Below are 15,203 nucleotides of genomic sequence, written 5' to 3'. Positions count from 1 at the left end.
AGGATTGTACCATTCCGTAAGCTTTCCCGCCAACCACGGGAACCATGTGATGTTTCATCAAAAACGATTTAACATCAAAAAGTTTATGAGAAACTTACATCTGTTCAATGGGGACCCGGACGATCGTTTGCCATTTTTCAACAGGATTCCAGTTAGGTGGATTCATATATATCCCTCGAGTCTTTCCCCGGCGGCGAAGACCTTGGGCGGCCGCCTTGCTTGCCTTGGTCTCTTCGATCAAATCCGGGCAAGCGAGCTTAAGAAACATGAAAGCGATGCGGGTTATTCAAGGCTTGGTTTCCATCCGCCATGAGCTGTTATTCTAGCCTACTTCCATCTCCAGCTCCTCCACCCGTTTCTCGGCATACTTCGTATCTTTGTATGCATAGTATGTTTCCGCTTTTTCCACGATGACGGCAGTGTTGTATTCGGGAATGCCGGCGTATTTCTCATATACCCCTTTCGGAATGAGGCAGTTTCCTTCCGGCCAGTGGACCTGAATGTTCCCAGGCCTCGTATCCTCGAATTTTGCTCTCCCTTGGAGCATCCCGTGCCGGTTGTAAACGACGATCGTTTCACCTTCCCGGATGTTCAAGGAAGCAGCGTCATCGACATGAATCAATACATCGTACCGATCGGCAGCGTTGAAAGGATCGGTTTCGCTGTATATCATGGAATTGAACTGTTTGCCGCGGCGTGTCGTTACATAAAAATGTCCTTCCGGCTTGCGCAATTCCGGTTGCTCGATGGGGAGCAGATTTCCGCGCCCGTCCGGCGTCGGACAAACCCCGCCTTCGCAAAGCCAAGCGCCTCCCCACTGGAACACGTCCCCGCGGTTTTTCAGATGCTGAATTCCGTCGTAATACGGCACCGCTACCGTGATTTCATTGCGAATCTCCTGTGCGCTCCGAAATTCAATCAAATGCTTCTTCTCCGGGTAAACCCGGCCGGCCAAATCGACGTAAATCTCCCATTCCGAACGCGCTTCTTCCATTCGCGGACCTTCGATCTCCGGACTGAAATAAACCATCCGCTCGGTGCTGGTAGACGTCCCGCCGCCGGGCTGTTCATACCGCGTCATCGCCGGCAGGACGATCACTTCTTCCTTCGCATCGACAAGCGTAGACGTATTCAAAATAATATCCTGATGCACCCGAATTTCCGCGTTCTCCAAACATTGGCGCATAAATTCCGGGTCCGGCATCGTTTCGAGGAAATTCCCGCCGCTCGTATATAGCAGCTTGATCTTCCGCTCATGATCATCCGGCAGCAGCAGGTTTTCCAGCGAAACGCCGACAATGTCTCCCTGCCATTTCGGAATGTCAAAACCCCAAAGCTGTTCGAACCTCCGTATATTTTCCTCATCAAGCGGTATTCCGCCTGGCAGCGACATCGGCTCGGCGCCCATTTCTCCGGAACCCTGCACCCCGCTGTGGCCGCGGATCGGCATCAAGCCGCAGTGCCGCCGCCCGATAAAACCCCGCAGCATCGCCAGATTGGCCACTTGCGACACATTGTCGGTTCCAAACCGGTGCTGCGTGAGCCCCATACTCCATACAAACACACCTGAATTCGCTCTTGCCAAAAGCCGTGCAAACTCCTGCATCCGTTCACGGTTAAGTCCGGAAGACTTCTCCAGCAATTCCCAGTCTTGCGCCATTACATGGGACTTCAGCTTTTCAATCCCGTTCGTATGCTCCTCCACAAACGTACGGTCGATCGCTGAACCCGGCTCCCGCTCCTCCATTTCAAACCAGATCTTCATCACGCCGTTCATGAAGGCTATATCGCCGCCGATGTTCACCTGGTATACGTCGTCGACGATCTTTGTGCCGAATAACGCGCTTTCAGCAATCGACGGTATCCAGTATTTTTCCATTGACGGCTCACGGTAAGGATTGATCATAATGATTTTAGTTCCCGCCTTCTTAGCGGCATACATATACTTTGTCGAGACCGGCTGATTATTGGCCGCTGCCGATCCCCAAAAAATAAGCACATCGGTGCCGATCCAGTCTTTGTAACTACAGCTTGAAGCGCCGATGCCGAGCGAACGCTTCAACGCCGTTTTGCTTGGGGAGTGGCAAATGCGGGACGCATTGTCGATGTTGTTCGTCCCGAGAAAACGAGCCATTTTGGATGCTGCATAATAGACTTCGTTCGTAATTCCGCGCGACGTCAAATAAAAAGCGAGCTGCTTCGGATCGATGCTGCGGATTTTTGAAGCGATCCGGTTCAGAGCTTCATCCCAAGTGATTCGAGTAAACTTGTTTTCCCCCGGCTTTCGGGAAAGCGGAAACGGAATACGCCCCAGCTTTCTCAGTTCCGTACTCGTCATCTTTCGCATTGCCTCTACATCGTCAAGCCACTTCGAATCAATCGCCGACATTGTATTGAGGCGAAGCACATTCAATCGCGTCGTACACAGGTGAGGTCCGGTAAGCGTCCGGTCATGAAGGCCGGAAACTCCAAGCGCACAACCGTCGCAAACCCCTTGCGTCAAAATACGGTAAGCATAAGGCAGATTATCCCGGTTTTCATATATGACTTTCATCGTATCGCGGATATGGCGAGGCTTCACCTTCCCCAGACCCATTGGAACCCAACCGGCCCACAGGGACGGTTTAGGGAATGTGTTTAACTTCATCGGCCCGGTATGTTTTGTTTTCCCCATCTTTTTCTCATCCTTTCGAAGCAAGCTCTCTTTTTTCCATTCAAATAAAAAACCGCCGCTTATCGTCTTTTCGCGTAACAACGAAAAGAGATTCTGCGGCGGTTAGTCTTTAGCAGGGTCGCTGCCAAGTGCCAACTGCTCATATCATCTTCAGCTAATTTATTATTATAGCAGTTTTGAAAATTTTTCCTCAATATTTTGATCGAATACGAAGACGGACAAACCAAAATCTTTGTCGATATTGATATCGACGAAAAGTTCAACGAAGTTGGCTCCGAGAAACTCTTCCATTTCAACCGGACGATTTTTTCTGTACATCTCTTTCACCATCTCTGTTCGGGCTGCCCGCAGCATTTGCTTGCCTTCGTCGGCGGCGGCTATAAACTTTTCGACCGGAGACAGATTCCCCTCCATCTCGCATATTGCCCAATTTTTACAAAAGGTGGTGACGATTTTGCTCGGGCCTTTTCCCATATGTCGTTTCCGGAAGGCTCGGACCAGGTTGCTGAACTCCGCTTCATATTTGTTCATTGCGATTCGTCTGTCCTTTGCCTTTATGATTCGCTTCCATGCAAAATTGTAACATCTCCAATCTTCCAAAATCAACTTGCGCCGTCAATGGTTGCCGAAGCCCATGCTCCTTCTATGCCTCGGCAGAAACATCCAACACCTTGCCGGCATTCGCAGCGCGCAGTTTTCTAATGTCGGCGCGGATCAATATCGAAATGACGAGCGCAACCGCAAACATGATTGCGAAAATCGACAGTGTTCCGACATAACTCTTGGTCGTATCGCGTACCCAGGAAACAAACAGCGGTCCGACAAGACCCGCGGCGGCCCAAGCCGTTAAAATATAGCCGTGAATCGCGCCAAGCTGTTTTGTGCCGAACAAGTCGCCGATATAAGCCGGAATTGAGGCAAATCCGCCGCCGTAACAAGTAAGAATCAGGAAAATCAAAAGCTGAAAGAGAACCGCGTTGACGGACGGGAGCAAGAAAAATGCGGCGATTTGCAGCGCAAAAAACGTCGTGTATACGTTCGGTCTGCCGATATAATCGGAGAATGACGCCCAACCGATCCTCCCAAGCCCGTTGAACAGCCCCATCAAGCCGACCATCGCCGCTGCGGCCAGCGGCGTCATCCCGGCGATTTCCTGAGCCATCGGCGAAGCGACGGCAATGATCGCGATTCCGCACGTCACGTTGATAAACAGCATCAGCCACAGCCACCAAAAACGCATTGTTTTGACGGCTTGATTCGCCGTCAGCTGAGCCAGATCGCCTTTTATCTTTACCTTTCCGGCAGCCACCTTTTCCTTAAATCCGGCCGGCAGCCACCCCGATTCCGGCGGGGCCAAATACTGCGAAGAACCGAACATGACGATAAAATAAATGAGTCCTAATATATAGAATGTGTTTGCGATGCCAACCGATTGGATCAAACGGGCCATGATCGGACTGCAGATGAGTGCGGCAAAGCCGAACCCCATTATGGCGAGGCCTGTTGCCAAGCCGCGGCGGTCCGGAAACCATTTCACCAGCGACGAAACCGGAGTAATGTACCCGACACCAAGACCAATTCCCCCCAGAACACCGTAGAAAAGATAAAGCAGCGGCAGCGAACCGAGATGTACGGCAAGACCGGATCCGGCAATCCCGATTCCGAAAAAAATCGATGCCAATGTTCCCGACTTGCGGGGACCGTGCTTCTCGACAAAATGACCGAGAAAAGCGGCCGACAAACCGAGGAACAAAATCGCCAAACTAAACGTAAACGAAACTTGTTTCGTGTCCCAGCCGAACTGATTCATCAACGGCTTGCTGAACACGCTCCAGGCATAGACCGAACCGATGGAAATGTGAATGCCCACTGCTGCGGCGGCGATCAGCCAACGATTTTTTTGCTGCAAGTTTTTCATCTCCCATTCTTTAATGTAGTCTGAACAAAAAGAAAAACCGGCGCAATCCCGTTTCATCGTGGAAAGAAGCTCCACAACAAACGAAAAATGCGACGGTTAGTCTCCGACAGGAACGCTGTCAAGCGCCAACGCCACGCAATCGTTTCATGAAAATCCGGTCACGGGAAACAGGATCGCTGTTCCGCGTAATTCGGCTTGAACTTTTTGTGAATTCAGACACAATTAATAATAACATGAAAACGCTGTCATGATAATAGGTTCGCTTCATTTTTTATTCACTTTTTTATTCGCGCCTCTCATTACCGAAGGAGGGATTCGGTTTGGATTTGCCTGTCAGCAAGCAGCGAAAAATTTGGCGTTTTGACGGTTCTGCGGTACATGAAACTTATGACGAAATCGTTACGGAATTCGCCCTGACGATCTATATCAATAACGAGGAATTGGCTACAATTGTATGTACCCCGACGGATCTGGAGGAACTGGTCATCGGCTTTTTGGCGTCGGAAGGAATCATACGCCGTTTCGGCCAGATCATTTCGTTATCGATCGACGCACGGCAAGGATTTGCCAAGGTAACCACCTCGCATCCGCTCAATTTCAACCAAAAATTTTATAACAAAAGATACGTTACCTCCTGCTGCGGAAAAAGCCGGCAATCGTTCTATTTCTACAACGACGCGCATACGGCGAAAGAGGTTACGTCCTCCCTTACGATCTCCGGGACGCATTTCATCTGCTGCAGGTTATGCAGGAATCCTCGATGGCCTTTAAACATACGGGCGGAGTTCACAATGCGGCCTTATGCAATACCGACGGCATCATACTCGCTCGCACCGATATCGGACGGCACAACGCCCTCGATAAAATATATGGACATTGTCTGAAAAACAACATCCGGCTGGACGACAAAATCATCGCGTTCAGCGGGCGCATTTCATCGGAAGTTTTGTTAAAAGTATCAAAAATCGGAGTCAGCATCATCTTGTCCAAATCCGCGCCGACGGAGCTGGCCCTGGAAATGGCCGAACAGCTCGGCATAACCGCGATCGGCTTTATCCGGAATAATCGACTCAATATTTATACCCATCCGGAACGAATTATTGAGACGGCAAAAGACGGCAAGTAAGTGCGAACTGTATCACGCGCCTCTGTGCAGCGCTTCGATTCCAAGCGCCAACGAGCCGCACCGCCCGGCGTTGTCGCCGAGGCCCGGCGGTTATGAATTGTCACTACATGGCGTGGGGTATCCGTACAACGAAGTTGGCTTACAGTTAAGCTATCGGGCAAGTTAGACGGAAGTTCACCGTCATCGCCTTGCAGTCCCCCACACCAAAGGTAAGACCTGCCGGTTTCAGCTTCGCAAGAGAAAGCGAATAGGCTGTTACCCAGTCATCAACCGGGAAACGGCCCATTCGCTTTTCAATAATTTTCACTCTTGTCGATGCAGTGGTTCGGCAAGCTGTCACGATATTGTCCCGGCGTTTGTCCGGTGTATTTGCGAAAAACTTTGTAGAACGTACGCCGGTTTTCGAATCCTACGCAGCCGGCGATTTTCTCAAGAGATATCTTTTCCCTGCTCGTCAGCAATTCCTTCGCTTTGTCGATGCGAATTTGATTGACGCAGCGGACGAACGATTCGCCCGTCTCCTTCTTGAACAATTGGCCGATGTACGACGGATGCAGACCGAGATAAGCCGCTGCTTCCGTAAGTGAAATATCCTTCATATAGTTGGCGGCAATGTAGTCCTTCAGCATTTTCACATGTTCGCTCAACCATTCCGCTTGCTCCTCCCGCGAAGCGCCGCCGGATTCCCCGGTTTGGCTCCGTTCCGCCATCACATCAATCGCCATTCGCTTTAGTAATTCATGGAGCTGCCGTTCGTTGATCGGTTTCAGCAAATAATCCGCCACTTGCAGACGTAACGCTTGCCGTGCGTATTCGAAGACGTCATACCCGGTGAGAATGATGAATCTCTTCGCACCTTTATCTTTGGCACGCCCGATAAACTCCAATCCGTCCATTTCGGGCATTTGGATATCCGTAATAATCAGATCGGGATGAAAGTAATCGATTTTTTCCAGCGCTTCGATGGCATCGCAGGCCGTTACGATTTTCGTGAAAGCCGTGTTTTCCTGTTCGACCATGTCCCGGATTCCCGACAATATGACGGGTTCATCATCCACGATCATCAGTTTGAGCATGTCCATTCTCCTTCAGCTCGAGAAGTAGCGAACAAACCGTTCCTTCGCCGGATGGACTGGCAATGCGCAGCTCCGAATTTTGCCCGAAATATGCTTTGATCCGTTCCGCCACGTTGCTAAGTCCGATGCCGGCACTTTGTTTTTCTATGGCACCGTCAAGAATGGAACCGTTTAGTATACGCTGAAGCCTGTCGAGTTTTTCCGCCGCAATGCCCGCTCCGTTATCGGATACTTCGACGATGGCGCGGTCGTTCTCCCGTTGGATGCGAATCGCTATTGTCTTGGCGCCTCTTTTGCGCGACAAACCGTGGATCAGACTGTTTTCGACCAAAGGCTGCAATATAAACCGCGGGCAGCGGAGCGGCAAAATACCGTCTTCGACGTCCAGTTCGAAAGCCAAATCCTGCATCCGGATTTGATGAATCGCAATGTACGCACGGACGTTCTCAAGCTCTTCCTCCAGCGTCGTATCGTCATTCTTGGAAAGGCTGTAGCGGAGCAGGTTCCCCAAGGAGTACGCCATATCCGCTACTTTGTAATCGCGGTTCGACCGTGCGAGCATCCGCATCGTCTCCAATGTGTTATATAGAAAATGAGGCTGGATTTGCGCTTGCAGCATTTTGAAATCCGCCTCTTTCTTCAGCAGCTCCACTTTCTGAACGCGATTCACGAGTTCGTCTATTCTTGCAATCATGGCATTATAACTGTCAATAAGAAATCCGATCTCGTCCGAGCCGGATTTGCCGGTAAAACTGCTGAGCGAGTCCGCCCCTACTCTGCGCATATGACGGGACAGCAGCACGATCCGCTTCGTCATGGAGGATACGATCCAATAATAGAGAATCGACAGCAAGGCCAATACTCCAATTCCTCCGGCAACCCATAACAGCTTAGACGTCAAATATATAAAGAGCGTATTTTGTTTGTTCACTTCGATGACGGTCAGCCCGAGCCGCGGGATGTTCACCGAATTGACCAGCCACCGGTCCTTGCCCGTCACAAACGATTTCTTCCCGTTGTCCCGGATCAGTGACGCGATAGCCGATGCTTGAACGTCGGAAATGTGTAAGCCTGTCCCATGGCGGGAAATACGCCCGTCTTTGTCCATAAGAAGAATGACGTTGCCGGGGTGCACCTCCCTCAGATTGCGAAGGAAACCGCCGATCAGCGCTGGGCTGACATTCATCTCAATAATGCCGAGATCGCTTGTGAACGTTTCGCTGTAAATTTTATGATAGTAAGCCAAGGACAAGTCGTTCCCGTTCACCGCCGTCCGCTTCCATAGCCCTCTGGCCGGCCGCAATGATTCAATTTCAGCTTGTTCCAATTTCTCGTGTATCTTATCAAACGGTTGAAAACCGGGCAAAGACAATAACCGCGTCTGCGATTTCGGATAGACGGTCAATGAACGAATTGACGGATCCGCAAGATGTGCGAAGGAAAAGGCCGGGCTGATCTCTTTCAAATACGTATAGATCAGATCGCGATCCGCCGTGTACTCTCCGCGCAAAAAATCTCTCAATGCGACATTGTTCTGATAGATCGAATGCAACGATTCGATCTTTCCCAACCCGGAACCGAGATTGCCGGCCAATTGCTCGAGATTTTGTTGATTCGACAATTGATACTCCGTGAGCAGTTTGTCGTACAGCTGATAATAGATGAACACGGCAAAAAGAAGGAAAGGCAGGACGATAAGCAGCATATACCCTACGATCATCTTTGTGCTGATCCGCATTTCACCATGTTCTCCGATTTCGTAATAATGTCTTAGCCCCGAATATGGAATACGGAATATAAGGTCCCGGCAAAGGCCTTATATTCCGTATGGTTAAAATTATACGCGGGATCCGCTTATTTCGTCAAAGCCTCATATTTTTCCTTCAACGGTCCGTATTGGGAATTTGCCCATGCTTCAAGTTTGGCCATGCCGATTTTTTCGGCTTTTTGCAGTATTTCATCGTACACTTTGTTCGCTTCTTCCGGCGTTTCAGCCAAATATGCTTTGACGATCTCGGTTTTTACCATATTATCGATATTGGTTTTGATAATCTGCTCCTGGGAATCGGTTTCCGGATTCAGCAAACCGATTGCCGGATTATACTCGATGATCTTCGAATACTGCTCCCCTTGACGCGTCGTCTCCGATCCCGGCTTGTAGGAAGACAGCGCCATGCCGACCCCGGTCTCCCAAGGCACGCCCCACCAATAGACGCCTTTCTTCTTGATCGTTTCCAAATCCGCAGGATCGTACGTGAATTCCGGATAGCCTTTCGGGTTCCAAGTCCAGTCTTTTCCTTCCACGCCCCATTGGCCAAGTCTCCAGCCTTCTTCCGAGAACATGTACTTCAGGAATTTGACGGTTGCCTCCACGTTCTTGTTGTTCTTCGTCACGTACACGCCGAGACCACCTGTTCCAGTACTCGTAATCGACGCATCAGGCCCCAGAGGTTCAGCAAGTTGAACGAATTGATAGGCTCCTTTGGCATCTGCGTTTAATCGATCGGCCCCCGAGTACGTCCACGTGTAAGCAAAACCTTTGCCGGCAAGCATCATTTGCGCCGTTTCCGTCTCGTTTTTGTACGCATAATTCTCGGATGTGATATAGCCGTTACGGTATAAGCTGTTCATATACATTATCGATTTTTCGATTTCTGGCGTTCTCAGATAATAGACAATTTTACCATTCTGATCGACAAAACCGCCCTGCGCACCGAATTGGACATCAAAATAAGGTCGCTGCCAGTTGGGATTCAAAATAAGCGGTGTCATCTCTGGGTGCTTTTCCTTCACCTGCGCAAACACCCTATCCAGGTCGGAGAGCGATTTGATTTCCGGATTGCCCAACTCCTCCAGGATGTCTTTGCGCATCGAAAGTCCCGGCACCATCATGTGCGCATACGGATTCGCCTTCCATTCAGCCTCGGTCGAGAAATCGTTGCGGATCGCGTAGTAATTGCCGTCGCTCACCGTATTGACGAATTCTTTGACGGGATCGAACTTCACTTCCGGCGCGTACTTCGGGAAAATTTCATTATAAGGCAGGCTTACATTGCCGTCCGACATCAGCTTGAAGTTAAAGGAAACGACAATATCGGGCAGATCGCCTGACGACACCATCAATGCCAACTGCTTGTCGTCTGTAGCGACGGTTACTTTGGGCCTGACTCCAGTGGCCTTCGTTATGAGCTCCGGTATTTCGCCGGCCCACTCTTGGAAAGGATACCATGTAGCGTCGACGAACATCGAAAGCTCTACCGGTTCGCCGCCGGGAGCGGCCTCCCCGCCTCCGGAATTGCCGGCCGACTGCTCCGAATCGTTCCCCGCCGGGCTTCCGTTTCCCCCCGCACCGTTACTGCAAGCCGCCAGCATACTGCTTAGCATCAACAACACAGCAGCCAACAGCGCCGCCAATCTGTATCGTTTCACCTTGTTCATCCCCCTGTTGTTTTATTTATTTTAAAGCATCTTCATTCGGGCCCAAATCAAGATAGCTTTAAAATCCCCGTGATCTCAACCTTTCACCGAACCGAGCATCATTCCCGATACGAAGTATTTCTGCAGAAACGGATACACGCCCAGGATCGGCACGATAGACACGACCATGGCGGTCGCCTGCATCGAGAACGGCGTCACTCTCGCTTGGGACATCGAAGCCGCCTGCACATCGCTGACAGGCACCATCGATTGATTGATGACCTGCATCATCCGGTAGGTGAGCGTTCTCAAATTTTCTTCCTGAACGAAATATGCCGAGTCGAGCCAGGCATTCCAATGCCCCGATCCCGTGAACAAGCTCATGGTGGCCATCAGAGGCATGGATACCGGGAGTATGATGTTCGCGAAGATGCGAAGCTCGCTTGCGCCGTCCATTCTGGCCGACTCTCCGAGCTCTTCGGGAATTTCCTGGAAAAAGGTGACGGCGATGATCAAGAAGAATAAATTCAGCATGCCCGGAATGACATAAACTCCGAACGTATTAATGAGCCCCAAGCTTTTCAGCACGATATAGTAAGCGATGAGACCGCCCGAGAAATACATGGAGACGATAATGATAAAGAAATAGGTTTTTCTGAACATCAAGTCGCGTTTGGCGAGACCGTACGCAACGATGGAGGTAAACAACACGCCGAGCGCCGTTCCCGTGACGGTCCTTACCATAGACATCCATAAAGCCTGAATCCATTTCGGATCCTCCAGGAAATGAATGTAATTTGCGAACGTAAACTGCCGGGGCCATAAGTACATGCCGCCGAGACTCGTATCGGCGCCGGAATTGAAAGTTATGATAAGGATGTAATAGAACGGATAAAGGGTGACCGCTACGACGATGATCAGCACGATCGCAATAATAACGTCGAGACACCAATCTTCCAATGTTCTTCTTTTGCGGTTCATAGGTTCACCTGCATTTCGAATTGTAATACGCAACGAGCTAGAACAATCCGCTGCCCGTCACCCGTTTGGCGATGTAGTTGCTCGAAAGTATCAAAATAAGAGAGATAACCGATTGCATGAGATCGATGGCGGTGGCGAACGAAAATCTGCCCTGCGCCAGCCCGATGTTGAACGCATACGTTTGAATAATCTGCGATTTATCGCTGTTAAGCGCATTGCCGAGCAGCATCGACTGCTCGAAGTTCGATCCGACGAGCCCGCCGCCAAGCATGCTGCCGATGGATAAGATCAGGACGACGACGCAGGCGCTCTTTAATCCCGGGAGCGTAATGTGCAAGATGCGTTTCAGTCTGCCGGCTCCATCGATCTCGGCCGCTTCATAGAGCGAAGGATCGATTCCGGCGAGCGCCGCGAGGAAGATGATCGTCCACCACCCCGCCTCTTTCCATATCGCGGATGCTACAGCCAAGCCATAGAAAGAATCCGGATCCGTCAGCACGTCCAACGGTTTTTCCCGGATGCCCAGCGAGAGCAGCAGATCGTTGAATATGCCGTAGCCCGACGAGAAAAAGGCGTACGCAATGCCGGTAACGACAACCCACGAGACAAAATGCGGCAAATAACTGACCGTCTGAACGAAACGTTTGAACACGAGATTCCGGACTTCGCTCAGCAAGATGGCGAACAAGATCGGAACCGGATAAGAGAACACGACTTTTAAAATGCTGAGAATAACAGTGTTTCGCACCAGATTCGGAAAATTGTAATCGTTGATCAATTCTTTGAAGTGGGTCAATCCCGCCCAGGAACTAGTAAATATCCCTTCAATCCCCATCGTGATCTTGTAGTTTTTGAAGGCGATCACGATCCCGAACATCGGGATGTAACTGAACACGATCAGAAACACAATGCCGAGTCCGACGAACGCATGGAAAGGCAGCTGCTTTTGAAATTGCTTCATAGTAATGTTTGTCCGAATAACGATCCCCCCTGTGAAAGCGCTGTCTTGAGTAAATTATAGAGGCACTGCGGAACGCATGAAAACGGTTCATTTTTTATAAACTTGTGTCCTTTTTCAAGATTTCAAGTTAGCCGCTTGCGCACAATGATAAAAACAGCGAACGCAAGCCCCCGTATTTCAGGACAACGTTCGCCGTTTGATTTATTCAGATAGGCCGGACAATGTAAATACGACCGTAACGTCTATACCCGAACTGAGCGTCAAGGGAATATGCTTGCCGGATTCATCGTCAAGCGCCTTTGCTTCGCGGCCGTCAACCGTCGCTTTTGCCCAAGGAATGCCTGCTTTTAATATGATTTCATTATGATCGGCAAGAGATTTCAATGTAACGCTTACTGTGCCGGATGACAGGTCCCATGATAACGCTGAAACCTCCACCCGGGTCCTTGCCATCAGTCCTTGGATGGATCCTGCTTTCCATTCGGAGGGCAGCGCCGGGAGAATCTCTATTTCTCCGGTATTCGAAAACAGCAACGCTTCATTTACCGCTCCCACAGTGCCGAATAATGTATCCGTGCAGTAGCAGTCGCATCTTCTGTTTGTATCATGGTCCGTCATTAAAGAAGCGTAATAACCTTCTTCCGTCATCATCGGCAGAAGGGAAGAGACAACCCCGTCGCCGTCTTTCAACCTTGCGCAAACGAGCGCCTTGTGCATCCAGCCGTGTCCCGCCGTCGAATCCCCCGTATTGTATTTATTTCTGTTCTCTACCGCGATAATTGCGGCTTTGACCAGCTCCATATTGTTCTGCGTTTCATATGCGGGCCATGCCGGGTACAGATGGCTCAAATGCCGGTGGTGGTTGTTTTCCGTATATTCATTCATCGCCCATTCGCGCAAGGCGCCGTCCTTATCAACCTTATAATCCGGCAGCATCGCAAGCAGCGCTTCCCATTTGGCGACGGCGTCTTCATATCCGTCCCGCTTGACTGCTTTCTCCAAAGCTATGACCATATGCAGACCGTCCCGCGCCGCGGCAACATCCATGGTGGCATTTGCCGTAATCGTACTGTTGTAACCGATCGGATTGTTTTCGGGCGAATAGGTTGGAATAATCATATATTTCTCGCCCGGAAGCAGCGCTGTTTTGCCTTTCTCATGGCACGCATTGCCGTTACTGTCCGTATAGTATTCCGGCGTGCATATCTGCCCCCAGAAATTGGCCTGCTTTGTAAGCAGCGGAAGCAAAATATCCTTCTCCAAATCCAAATATCCCTTCTCGGTCAATTGCCGGAATTGTTCATCCGTCAGCCCGCCATCTCTTACACTGAGCAGCCGCTTCAGGTCGTCAATCCTCATGTAGTCGTTGATCGGAATTTGCCGGTTGCCGTAGCACTGCCAATACTCGAAGATGGGAAGCAGACACCAGCTCGCCCCTGCATTCCAATACTCGAACGGATAGTCATTGTCATATTCCACATGCATTGCGCGGTCGATGTCCGAGTTTACCGACACCTGCAGCGCATCGTGCATCCCGTACGCCATTCGCGCATTGTATTCGAAGTCGGGCGCGTTTCTCAAGAAGAATGTAATATACCCGAGCTGCGCTTGCGTGAAATGGCCTGTGTTCATGGGGGAAACCTGCAAATTCACGTTGGCGTCAAGAGTATAGATCCCACGCCAGGCCGGATTCCACTCTCCGGTCCACATCCCGTACAAGCGCGGCGCGCTTGAACCGCTGCAGCATATCAAGGCGTAGCGTCCCTGATCGTATACCTGCTCCATAAACGCATGATTGATTTTCGTTTTGGATGCCCTCTGCGCGTTGATTAACGCCACGTTGTCCGCGTTCTTGAATTCCTCGTCGCCTTTGAGTTGAAACCGTACGGCGTTGAATTCCGCGGAATGATGTAAGGCGTGAGGCGCAAGGGCTGCGTCATAATCGAAATGGCCGAATGCATCCTTATATTTTTCCGCAATGGAATTTGTGTTCTTAAACAGATCGTCCACTATGGCGTATTGCGTCATTCCGGCAAAATCTTCGATGTTGCCCATATCGAATGTCCGGTTCGATTGCGTGATCAAGTATACGGCGTCGGCACCGGTCACTTGAATCGCAGGATTCCGTTCCGTTCCGACATTCATCGGTTCGTTCGAGTCGGCAAGCAGCACGCTCTTCTTGGTTCCGTTAACGACAATCACCTGTGTCAGGCCTGCGTATCCTCCGTCGCTCAGCTCGCTGCCCGGATAGGACGGGTAATGCGCCGCCTGCGCGATATATTCGGCATTCGGATCGACCAGCTTTTTATATTGGAGCGCCTCAACCTCGGACGTACCGTTGCGCGCCTTGTACATGCTCGCAATGTCATCAATGGAGATAACCATGTTGATCTTTGCGCCGGCGGCGGATTGTACGATCTTTGTAATGGAAACGTTGTCCTCTCTGGAAGTAAACGAGGTGCGGATCCACTCGCCGTATTCATCCGTGTAACGCACACCGGTTTCCGCCGTTTCATAGTTCGTCCATCTTTCATAATCGGACACGGTTCCTGTATTCGTCGCGCTTAGCCTGAGCTGGTGTCCCGGATGGAAGCTGTAAAGAAATGTTCTTTTCCTTGTTGTTTTGCCGTCCGCATGGGTGATCTTCCATTGATCGTTCAAGTTAAATACATTCCATCTGGCATCGGCAAGCTGCCCGGTCAATTCCTCCGGAATTACTCTCGGATCTCGGGACGGAAAGTTAAACCACATATATTGAAAAATAAAAGTATCCGTGTAAGGCGATCCCGACGTAATATAACCGTTTTCGCCATTTCCGCTAATCATGCCGTCCCGCCAAGCTCTTCCGGGATTTGAGGTTGGAACCTCCGTGTAGGTGCTGCAATAATTTCCTCTTTCGTACATTCGTGCAGTTTCCGGCGCTTTAGTCATACTTGTACACTCCTAATCTGAATAAAATGAGATCCCGAACGGCGCTCGTTGTGACTCTAATTATATCGGGCCGGAGATGGTTCATGAATCGTTCAGCGCGACACAAAATCTTCAAAGAT

9 protein-coding genes and 1 pseudogene are annotated in these 15,203 nt (G+C 50.4%); 1 reads left to right on the top strand and 9 read right to left on the bottom strand.

What is annotated here, in order from left to right; genetic code table 11:
• Positions 1-322: 322 nt before the first annotated feature.
• The 3 genes from JET16_RS19755 to JET16_RS19745 form a co-directional block, all read right to left on the bottom strand.
• Entirely contained in the window at positions 323-2,674 is a 2,352-nt protein-coding gene (locus JET16_RS19755) for an FdhF/YdeP family oxidoreductase (protein WP_199619348.1), read from the bottom strand.
• Between the two features lie 165 nt (positions 2,675-2,839).
• Positions 2,840-3,205, bottom strand: coding sequence for a DUF2294 domain-containing protein (locus tag JET16_RS19750; RefSeq protein ID WP_199619337.1), 366 nt, complete (start codon positions 3,203-3,205; stop codon positions 2,840-2,842).
• A 112-nt stretch (positions 3,206-3,317) separates the two neighbouring features.
• The gene (locus tag JET16_RS19745) at positions 3,318-4,592 is read right to left on the bottom strand and encodes an L-lactate MFS transporter (protein ID WP_199619573.1); all 1,275 of its coding nucleotides are present in this window, start codon (positions 4,590-4,592) and stop codon (positions 3,318-3,320) included.
• Between the two features lie 326 nt (positions 4,593-4,918).
• On the opposite strand from JET16_RS19745, the pseudogene fdhD reads away from it, so the two are divergent.
• A pseudogene (gene fdhD / locus JET16_RS19740) lies at positions 4,919-5,718 on the top strand (formate dehydrogenase accessory sulfurtransferase FdhD).
• Positions 5,719-6,011: 293 nt separating this feature from the next.
• Here the strand turns inward: fdhD and JET16_RS19735 are convergent.
• The 6 genes from JET16_RS19735 to JET16_RS19710 form a co-directional block, all read right to left on the bottom strand.
• Positions 6,012-6,794, bottom strand: a complete 783-nt coding sequence (locus JET16_RS19735; RefSeq protein WP_199619335.1) for a response regulator transcription factor — start codon at positions 6,792-6,794, stop codon at positions 6,012-6,014.
• Entirely contained in the window at positions 6,769-8,532 is a 1,764-nt protein-coding gene (locus JET16_RS19730; protein WP_199619332.1) for a sensor histidine kinase, read from the bottom strand. Before JET16_RS19730 ends, JET16_RS19735 begins: the two co-directional genes overlap by 26 nt.
• Positions 8,533-8,648: 116 nt before the next feature.
• Positions 8,649-10,223, bottom strand: coding sequence for an extracellular solute-binding protein (locus tag JET16_RS19725; RefSeq protein ID WP_199619330.1), 1,575 nt, complete (start codon positions 10,221-10,223; stop codon positions 8,649-8,651).
• An 84-nt stretch (positions 10,224-10,307) separates the two neighbouring features.
• Entirely contained in the window at positions 10,308-11,192 is an 885-nt protein-coding gene (locus JET16_RS19720) for a carbohydrate ABC transporter permease (protein ID WP_199619322.1), read from the bottom strand.
• Between the two features lie 37 nt (positions 11,193-11,229).
• Complete coding sequence (locus tag JET16_RS19715) at positions 11,230-12,153, bottom strand: ABC transporter permease (protein WP_199619320.1); 924 nt, start codon at positions 12,151-12,153, stop codon at positions 11,230-11,232.
• A gap of 201 nt (positions 12,154-12,354) precedes the next feature.
• Entirely contained in the window at positions 12,355-15,084 is a 2,730-nt protein-coding gene (locus JET16_RS19710) for a glycosyl hydrolase family 95 catalytic domain-containing protein (RefSeq protein ID WP_199619318.1), read from the bottom strand.
• Between the last annotated feature and the right edge of the window lie 119 nt (positions 15,085-15,203).

The organism is Paenibacillus alkalitolerans (genome assembly GCF_016482785.1).
In the GTDB taxonomy this organism is placed as follows: Bacteria; Bacillota; Bacilli; order Paenibacillales; family YIM-B00363; genus Paenibacillus_AE; species Paenibacillus_AE alkalitolerans.
Note: the sequence above shows the minus strand (reverse complement) of the source record. Positions and strands in the feature narration are given on the sequence as shown.

Excerpts from the sequence above, each read along its gene's own strand:
- JET16_RS19735 (WP_199619335.1), bottom strand. The coding sequence starts at position 6,794 with ATGCTCAAACTGATGATCGTGGATGATGAACCCGTCATATTGTCGGGA.
- JET16_RS19710 (WP_199619318.1), bottom strand. The coding sequence starts at position 15,084 with ATGACTAAAGCGCCGGAAACTGCACGAATGTACGAAAGAGGAAATTAT.
- JET16_RS19755 (WP_199619348.1), bottom strand. The coding sequence starts at position 2,674 with ATGGGGAAAACAAAACATACCGGGCCGATGAAGTTAAACACATTCCCT.
- JET16_RS19715 (WP_199619320.1), bottom strand. The coding sequence starts at position 12,153 with ATGAAGCAATTTCAAAAGCAGCTGCCTTTCCATGCGTTCGTCGGACTC.
- JET16_RS19745 (WP_199619573.1), bottom strand. The coding sequence starts at position 4,592 with ATGAAAAACTTGCAGCAAAAAAATCGTTGGCTGATCGCCGCCGCAGCA.
- JET16_RS19750 (WP_199619337.1), bottom strand. The coding sequence starts at position 3,205 with ATGAACAAATATGAAGCGGAGTTCAGCAACCTGGTCCGAGCCTTCCGG.
- JET16_RS19720 (WP_199619322.1), bottom strand. The coding sequence starts at position 11,192 with ATGAACCGCAAAAGAAGAACATTGGAAGATTGGTGTCTCGACGTTATT.
- JET16_RS19730 (WP_199619332.1), bottom strand. The coding sequence starts at position 8,532 with ATGCGGATCAGCACAAAGATGATCGTAGGGTATATGCTGCTTATCGTC.